This window comes from Sphingomonas kyeonggiensis, from assembly GCF_014204495.1.
Classification (GTDB): Bacteria; Pseudomonadota; Alphaproteobacteria; order Sphingomonadales; family Sphingomonadaceae; genus Sphingomonas; species Sphingomonas kyeonggiensis_A.
The window spans coordinates 1,037,725-1,045,127 of the sequence record NZ_JACHLN010000003.1 but is presented as its reverse complement, the minus strand read 5'-3'; the positions used below and the strand labels follow the sequence as shown (position 1 = coordinate 1,045,127).

Below are 7,403 nucleotides of genomic sequence, written 5' to 3'. Positions count from 1 at the left end.
TCGTCCACCCGTTTGGCGCGGGATGGAGCAGCCCGGTAGCTCGTCAGGCTCATAACCTGAAGGTCGCAGGTTCAAATCCTGCTCCCGCAACCAACACAACAGCGCCCCGCCCGGCAACCGCCGCGGCGGGTTTTTTGCGTTTTGGGCCTCTTGATGCTGCTTTTGCGGCGGACGATCCGCGAAGGGGTTTGACAGCGGCGGCCGCACGCGGCTTTCTCCGCCGCGATGAAGCGCATTATCCTCGCAGTTATCGCCCTGGCCGTGATCGCGGCCGGCGTGTGGTTCTTTCTCCTGCGCACGAGCGGCGTGCCGGTCTACACGGCGATGGTCGTCGCAACCCATCCGCACGACCCGACTGCCTTCACCGAGGGACTCTTCTTCAAGGACGGCGCGCTCTATGAAAGCACGGGAGAGGCGGGGACCTCGTTCATCCGCAAGGTCGACCCGGCGACCGGCAAGGTGCTCCAGCAGGTCGATCTGCCTGCGCCCTATTTCGGCGAGGGTATCGTCGCGTTCGGCGACAAGCTCTATCAGCTGACCTGGAAGGATCAGACCGGTTTCACCTACAGCCTCAAGGACATGATGCTCGGCGACACCTTTGCCTATCAGGGCGAGGGCTGGGGCATGACCCAGAATGGCAAGAACATCATCATGTCGAACGGCAGCGACGAGCTCCGCTTCCTCGATCCCAAGACGATGCAGCCGGTCTCGACGCTCAAGGTCACGGCGAATGGCTGTCCCGTGCAGCAGCTCAACGAGCTCGAATGGATCGACGGAGAGATCTGGGCGAACATCTGGCAGACCAACCTGGTCGCGCGGATCGATCCCGCCAGCGGCAAGGTGACGAGCTTCCTCGACGTGAGTGCGCTCGGGCCCAAGACCAGCGACCCCGACGTCGTGCCCAACGGGATCGCATATGATGCCGCGAGCAAGCGCGTGATGGTGACCGGCAAGCATTGGCCGCAGCTCTTCGAAGTGAGGCAGGGGGCGGCCGTCAGCAACAATGCCGATGCGGCGAAGCTGACGAACTGCGGCGGCTAACCCCGCAGTTCTTTGCGATCAGATCGGACTTGGCGGCGACGAAACCGGACGCCGCGTTGCGCGGTTCATGATATGAAGCCCTGATGGGGCTGAAAGATATGACGGGTCTGCTGAGCAGGCGCGACGTGCGCGCCGCCACGCTTCTGGCGTTGGCATTGTGGACCGGAGCATTGGTGCTCTGGTCAATGCCGGGCTTTGCCGCTGGCGACCCCATGTCGTTCGGCCTGGCCGTGCTGCTCCTCAAGACCTTCGTTGTCGGCATCGTCTTTTCCGCTTTGATCGCCGCCGCGCTGATGCGGGTCGAACGCTGGGATCATCGCCCCCCGATCATCGCGGCGGCTGTGTTCACGCTGGTGCTAGCGCTTGCCCATGGCTGGCTCGACGCGATCTTCATCAACGAGGCGCGGGTGGAAGCCGGGATGAAGACCGCGCCGCTCTGGCGACAGTTCGTTTTCGGGCTGATGCCGTTCGTGCTCGTCTATGGCCTCTACGCTTCGGGCTTGGGCCTGGTGTTCAGCAGCATGGTCGCGCAGGAGCGCGAGCGTCAGCTCGCTGCCGCGCAGAGCGCCGCGCAACAGGCGCAGCTTGCCGCGCTGCGCTTCCAGCTCAACCCCCATTTCCTGTTCAACACGCTGAACGCCGTTTCGTCGCTGATCGTCACCGGCCGCAATGACGAGGCTGAGGGAATGATCGGGAAGCTCTCCGACTTCCTGCGCGCCAGCCTCGAGGCCGATCCGCAGCGCGAAGTGACGCTCGACGAGGAATTCGCGACCATCCAGTCCTATCTGGATATCGAGGCGGTGCGTTTCCGCGACCGGCTCGAGGCGGAGTTCATCTGCCCGGTCGAACTGCTCGATGCATTGGTGCCGAGCTTCATCCTGCAGCCGCTGATCGAGAACGCAGTGAAATATGCGGTCGCGCCATCGCGGCGCACCGTGCGGATCGTAGTCCGCGCGACGGCGACGCGCGACGACGCGCTTCTGCTTTGCGTCGAGGATGACGGCGGCCAGGCATTTGGCGGGGCACCCAAGGGCGGCACCGGTCTTGGCCTCGCCAATGTCCGCCACCGGCTGGAGGCATTCTACGGTACTGGGGGCGAGCTGGTTGCCACGGCGCGCGAGCGGGGCTTCGTCGCGCTTATCACGCTGCCGCTGCACCGGGCGCAACGCGCGGAGGCGGCGGAGTGATGCGGGTACTTCTGGTCGATGACGAGCCGCTGGCGCTGGATCGGCTGAAGGTTGGCTTCGGCGCGATCGAGGACGTCGAAGTTGCCGGCACCGCCAGCGACGGCATCGAAGCGGTTGAGCAGATCCGGGCGCTGCGGCCGGACCTGGTGATACTCGATATCCAGATGCCCGGCCGCAGCGGCATGGAGATTGCCCGCGCGCTGCGCCCCGGCGAACATCGGCCCGAGATCATCTTCGTCACTGCGTTCGAGCGCTTCGCCGCCGACGCTTTCGAAGTCGAGGCTGCGGACTATCTGCTCAAGCCAGTCGCATTCGATCGGCTGCGGCTTGGCGTCGAGCGTGCCCGGCGCCGGCGCGCGCTCCGCGATGCGGAGGGGCGGGTAGCCGAGCTTGAGGCGATGCGCACCGAGGTGCGGCCCGCGCCCGTGGAGGAAATTCCCTATGACCAGGGCATCTGGGTGCCGGGGCGCCAGGGGGCCGTGCTGGTTCCGGTGACCACGATCGACTGGATCGAGGCGGCGCGCGACTATGTGCTGCTCAATACCTCGCTCAAGAGCCATATCCTGCGCGCGCGGATGAACGACATCGAGAAGCGGCTCGACCCGGCGGTCATGCTGCGCATCCACCGGTCGCATATCGTCCGGATCGGTGCGGTGGTGGGCGTCGAGCGCCCGGGCAAGGGAGCGCTGCGCGTCGTCCTGTCGGACGGGGCGGTGCTGCAGGTCGGACCAAACTACCAGGCGGGCGTCGAGGCCACGCTCAAGCTCTAGGGTTGGGGGCTTGTCGCAGGCGCGGCGGTCCCGATCGCACCGGACAGGTACAGGTGCGCGGCACGTGTAGCGGATGCTGAATGGGCGATGCGTCGCCGTGGAGCATCTATGTTGAAGCTGAAGATATGTGTGCTGGGCGCCGCTGCCCTGATGTCGATGGCGATGAAGCCAGCCAGTGACGATTTCGATACGCTGATCGCCGCCGAACGCCGCTTTGCCGCGGATGCCTCGGCGCTTGGGGTTACGCCAGCCTTCCGGGCCCATGTCGCGCCCGACGCGGTGCTGATTTCGCCAACGCCGCGCCCAGCCCCGCCTGAACTGGCGACACAGACCGATCCACCGGGGTCCAAACTGGAATGGCAGCCGGAGGCCGGTGCGATCGCCAGGTCCGGCGATCTTGGCTTTACCACCGGGCCCTATGTCATGCGCCAGGGGGACCGCGTCGCGCATGGCCAGTATTTCACCATCTGGCGCAAGGTGGATGGGACCTGGCGGTGGGTGATCGATTCGGGCGTGGCTCCCTTCGCCAAGGGAGAGGTGCCGATGCCGTCGCAGGTCGTCAGGATCGGCAATCCGGGCAAGGCCGGTGCCAAGGACGATCTTGAGGCGGCCGAGCGACGCCTCGATGCGGATGCGTCGTCGCTAACCGGATTTCTTGCGGCGGAAGGGCGCGTGCTTCGATCGGGAGGTCCGCCCGCCATCGGCGATGCGGGCGTGATGCTTGCGGGGCGAGGCATGAAGGCAACCGGCAAGCGGCTCGGTGGGGGGCAATCCGCTGCTGGGGATCTCGCCTATAGCTATGGCGAGATCACGGGGACGGACGGTGTCTTGATCGGGCACTATGTTCGGATGTGGCTTCACGAGGCTGCCGGGTGGCGGTTGCTCGTCGATCAACTCGCTCCGCTGCCGAGAAAGGCGCCGCCGGCAAGCTAGGCGGTACTTACCCAGCCGACCTTTGGGTCGTCGAAATCGACGACGTCGCGCAACTCCCAGATATTCGAATACCCGTAGCCGACGAGATTGATGAAGGTCTGGATGTTCAGCGCCAGCGGAGCCGATTTCAGCGGCACGGGCGGCCGATGGTTCGAGAAGTTGTTGTTGCAGTAGATCAGGATCGGGCGATCGCGGTTCCGCCCTATGACTTCCGCCAGCGCTTCGGCCGTGAAATCGGTGAGCGGCAGGTTGACCGCACCGGCGATATGGCCGCGGGCAAAGGCATCCTTCGATCGCGCATCCAGCACCAGCGCGTCCTTGGTCGCCGCCATCGCCTGGAAGCGCGCGAAGGGAAGGAGGCGCTTCGCGCGCAATGCCCGGACATCGCGCGTGAGCGTGGCGAAGCCGGCATAGTCGATCTGGGGATTGGCGGCTGCTTCCTGGGGGACGGCTAGGCCCAGCGCGAGGGCAGTGAGCAGCAGCATCGGCTTTCTCCACGCAAATTGGATGCGCAACGATTGCCTATCCAGGCTGCACCGGTGGTGAACGAAACAAAGTTGCGTGCCCGCCAAGCGGCGCTACACCATCTCCCGAAGTGAGAGGGGATAAGAGATGGCAAGCCTGTTCCGGTTGAAGCAGATCGTCGCGGATGAGGACCGGTCGCCCGAGCACCGCCTCGCACGCACCCTGTCCTGGCCGCACCTCGTCGCACTCGGCGTCGGCGCGATCGTGGGCACGGGCATTCTCACCCTGATCGGCGTGGGCGCGGATCGTGCCGGGCCGGCAGTCATTCTCTCCTTCGTTGTCGCGGGCGCAATCTGCGCCTGTGCCGCGCTGGCCTATGCCGAGCTGGCGACGATGATCCCGGCCTCGGGCAGCGCCTATACCTATAGCTATGCCTCGCTTGGCGAGATCGTCGCCTGGGTCGTCGGGTGGAGCCTGCTTGCTGAATATACGCTCGTGGTGGCCACGGTCGCGGTGGGCTGGTCGGGCTATGCGACGCCCTTCCTCACCGGGCTGGGCGTGCCTGCCGAGCTGACCCATGGCCCGCAGATGCTGGGCTGGCAGGCGGCGCATTGGGGCGTGAACGTCCCGGCCTTGTTCGTCGTCTGGCTGGTCTCCGGGCTGCTTATTGCCGGCACGCGCGAGAGCGCAACGATCAATGCGTTTCTGGTAGTGGTGAAGCTGATCGCGCTCGCGGTGTTCGTCGCGGTGGCGCTGCCCTATTTCAACGCGGCCAATTTCGATCCCTTCGCTCCCTTCGGTTTCGCCAAGCATGCGAGCGAGGGTGGGGTGGAACGCGGCATGATGGCCGCCGCCGCGATCATCTTCTTTGCCTTTTACGGTTTCGACGCGATCTCCACCGCCGCGGAAGAGGCGAAGAATCCCGGGCGCGACCTTGCCATCGGCATCGTCGGCTCGATGGTGGTCTGCGTCATCATCTACATGGTGGTCGCGCTCGCCGCGGTCGGCGCGCTGTCCTATACCCGTTTCGCCGACAGCCCCGAGCCGCTGGCGCTGATCCTGCGCGAGATCGGCCAACCGGGCGTTGCCAAGTTCCTGGCGCTGAGCGCGATCGTCGCGCTGCCCACGGTTATCCTGGGCTTCCTGTTCGGCCAGAGCCGCATCTTCTTCGTGATGGCGCGCGACGGCATGCTGCCCAAGAGCCTGGCCAAGGTCTCGCGGCGCGGTTCGCCGGTGCGGATCACCATCTTCACGGCGTGTGTGGTGAGCGTGTTCGCTGCCTTTTTGCCGATCGATGAGATAGCGGCGCTGGCCAATGCCGGCACCCTCACTGCCTTCGCCGCGGTTGGCCTGTGCCTGCTCGTCATGCGCCGCCGCGCGCCCGACATGGTGCGCCCGTTCCGCACGCCCTTGCCCTGGGTAGTCGGCTTGGGTGCGATCCTGGGCTGCCTCTATCTCTTCGCCAGCCTGCCGACCAAGACGCAGATCTGGTTCGGCTGCTGGAACCTCTTGGGTTTGGTCGTCTATTTCGCCTATGCACGCCGCAACGCAGCAAAGGGGTAAGCGATGGCAGGCTGGACGATCGGGATCATCGGCGGATCGGGGCTCTACGATGTCGAGGGCATCGAGGATGGCGAGTGGATCTCGACCGAGAGCCCCTGGGGCAAGCCTTCGGATGACTGTTTCGTCGGCTGGGTGGGGCATGTCCGGGTTGTGTTCCTGCCGCGCCATGGCCGCGGGCACCGCATCTCGCCGTCGGACCTGAACGTCCGCGCCAATATCGATGTGCTGAAGCGCCTGGGCGTGACCGATGTTCTTGCGGTTTCATCGGTCGGTTCGCTGCAGGAAGAGCGGGCCCCGGGCACCTTCACCATCGCTGATCAGTTCATCGACCGGACCAAGGGCCGCCCCTCGAGCTTCTTCGGCGAAGGCATGGTCGCGCACGTCTCGATGGCCGATCCGGTCTGCCCGCGCCTTTCCGCGCTGGCGGCGGATGCGGCCAAGGCCGCGGGTGCCACCACCCATGTCGGTGGTACCTATCTGGCGATGGAGGGGCCGCAATTCTCCACCCGCGCCGAGAGCCACCTCTATCGCAGCTGGGGCTGTGACATCATCGGCATGACCGGCATGCCCGAGGCAAAGCTCGCCCGTGAGGCGGAGCTGCCCTACGCGCTGGTCGGCATGGTCACCGACTATGATTGCTGGCGCGAGGGCGAAGAAGCCGTTGATGTCGCCACGGTGATCGCGCAGCTCGGCACCAATGCCGACAAGGCACGCAAGATGGTGATGCACCTGCTCCGGAACCTGCCCGAAGAGCGCCCGGCCTCGCCGATCGACACCTGCCTCGACTTTGCGCTGATCACCGCCGCCAATGCCCGCGATCCGCATCTGCTGCGCAAGCTCGACGCCGTCGCCGGCCGCGCCCTCTCCAACTAAGGATAACCCATGTCGTTTCTCGCCGCTCTCGCCCTGCTTGCTGCACAGGACGCGCCCGCGCCCGATCGTTCGCAGGACATGGCTTGGCAGAGCCAGCAGATGCTCGCGCTGGCCAAGCTCAATGGCGCCGATGGCTGGCACAGCACGGCCGAGGGGCTGCGCTGGCGCCGGATCAAGGGAGACGGCTCGGGCAAGCACCCGACCGTCGCGGACACGGTGACGCTGCACTATGCCGGCACCTTCATCGACGGCGAGAAGTTCGACAGTTCCTATGATCGTGGCGAACCGGCGACCTTCCCGCTCAATCGGCTGATCAAGGGCTGGCAGGTCGCCGTGCCGCTGATGGGAGTGGGCGATACGTTCGAGATCGCGATCCCCGCCAACCTTGGCTATGGCTTCAAGGGCAAGGGGCCGATCCCGGGCGGTGCGACCCTGCTGTTCAAGATCGAGCTGCTCGACATTCCTGCGCAATAGGCTGGAAATATTTCCGGCCAGGCTTTGAAATCGGCGACATCCTCGCCGGTTGCCGCTGCGCGCCTAGGTACTTTCCCGTTAGTGAGGGCGGCTTGCG

The 7,403-nt window shown here is 65.5% G+C and carries 8 protein-coding genes and 1 tRNA gene; 8 read left to right on the top strand and 1 reads right to left on the bottom strand.

The window, feature by feature from the left end; genetic code table 11:
• Nucleotides 1–16: 16 nt before the first annotated feature.
• The 5 genes from HNP52_RS19020 (at nt 17) to HNP52_RS19000 (ending at nt 3,931) form a co-directional block, all read left to right on the top strand.
• Nucleotides 17–93, top strand: a tRNA-Met gene (locus HNP52_RS19020).
• Between the two features lie 132 nt (nt 94–225).
• A complete protein-coding gene (locus HNP52_RS19015; RefSeq protein ID WP_184169170.1) occupies nt 226–1,041 on the top strand; it encodes a glutaminyl-peptide cyclotransferase in 816 nt (271 codons plus the stop codon).
• Nucleotides 1,042–1,139: 98 nt separating this feature from the next.
• Complete coding sequence (locus HNP52_RS19010; RefSeq protein ID WP_184169169.1) at nt 1,140–2,228, top strand: sensor histidine kinase; 1,089 nt, start codon at nt 1,140–1,142, stop codon at nt 2,226–2,228.
• Nucleotides 2,228–2,998: a LytTR family DNA-binding domain-containing protein gene (locus HNP52_RS19005; RefSeq protein WP_184169168.1), complete on the top strand. Its 771-nt coding sequence runs from the start codon at nt 2,228–2,230 to the stop codon at nt 2,996–2,998. Before HNP52_RS19010 ends, HNP52_RS19005 begins: the two co-directional genes overlap by 1 nt.
• Nucleotides 2,999–3,106: 108 nt before the next feature.
• Nucleotides 3,107–3,931, top strand: coding sequence for a nuclear transport factor 2 family protein (locus HNP52_RS19000; RefSeq protein ID WP_184169167.1), 825 nt, complete (start codon nt 3,107–3,109; stop codon nt 3,929–3,931).
• Here HNP52_RS19000 and HNP52_RS18995 read toward each other — a convergent pair.
• A complete protein-coding gene (locus tag HNP52_RS18995; RefSeq protein WP_184169166.1) occupies nt 3,928–4,416 on the bottom strand; it encodes a rhodanese-like domain-containing protein in 489 nt (162 codons plus the stop codon). The two genes, HNP52_RS19000 and HNP52_RS18995, sit on opposite strands and share 4 nt — an antisense overlap.
• Nucleotides 4,417–4,543: 127 nt before the next feature.
• Between HNP52_RS18995 and HNP52_RS18990 the strand changes: the two genes are divergently transcribed.
• The 3 genes from HNP52_RS18990 to HNP52_RS18980 are packed head-to-tail and all read left to right on the top strand — an operon-like array spanning nt 4,544 to nt 7,306.
• Nucleotides 4,544–5,959 (top strand): amino acid permease, encoded by a 1,416-nt coding sequence (locus HNP52_RS18990; RefSeq protein WP_184169165.1) that lies wholly within the window; start codon nt 4,544–4,546, stop codon nt 5,957–5,959.
• A gap of 3 nt (nt 5,960–5,962) precedes the next feature.
• Nucleotides 5,963–6,832 (top strand): S-methyl-5'-thioadenosine phosphorylase, encoded by an 870-nt coding sequence (gene mtnP / locus HNP52_RS18985; RefSeq protein WP_184169164.1) that lies wholly within the window; start codon nt 5,963–5,965, stop codon nt 6,830–6,832.
• Nucleotides 6,833–6,841: 9 nt separating this feature from the next.
• The gene (locus tag HNP52_RS18980) at nt 6,842–7,306 is read left to right on the top strand and encodes an FKBP-type peptidyl-prolyl cis-trans isomerase (RefSeq protein ID WP_184169163.1); all 465 of its coding nucleotides are present in this window, start codon (nt 6,842–6,844) and stop codon (nt 7,304–7,306) included.
• The last annotated feature ends 97 nt before the right edge of the window (nt 7,307–7,403 follow it).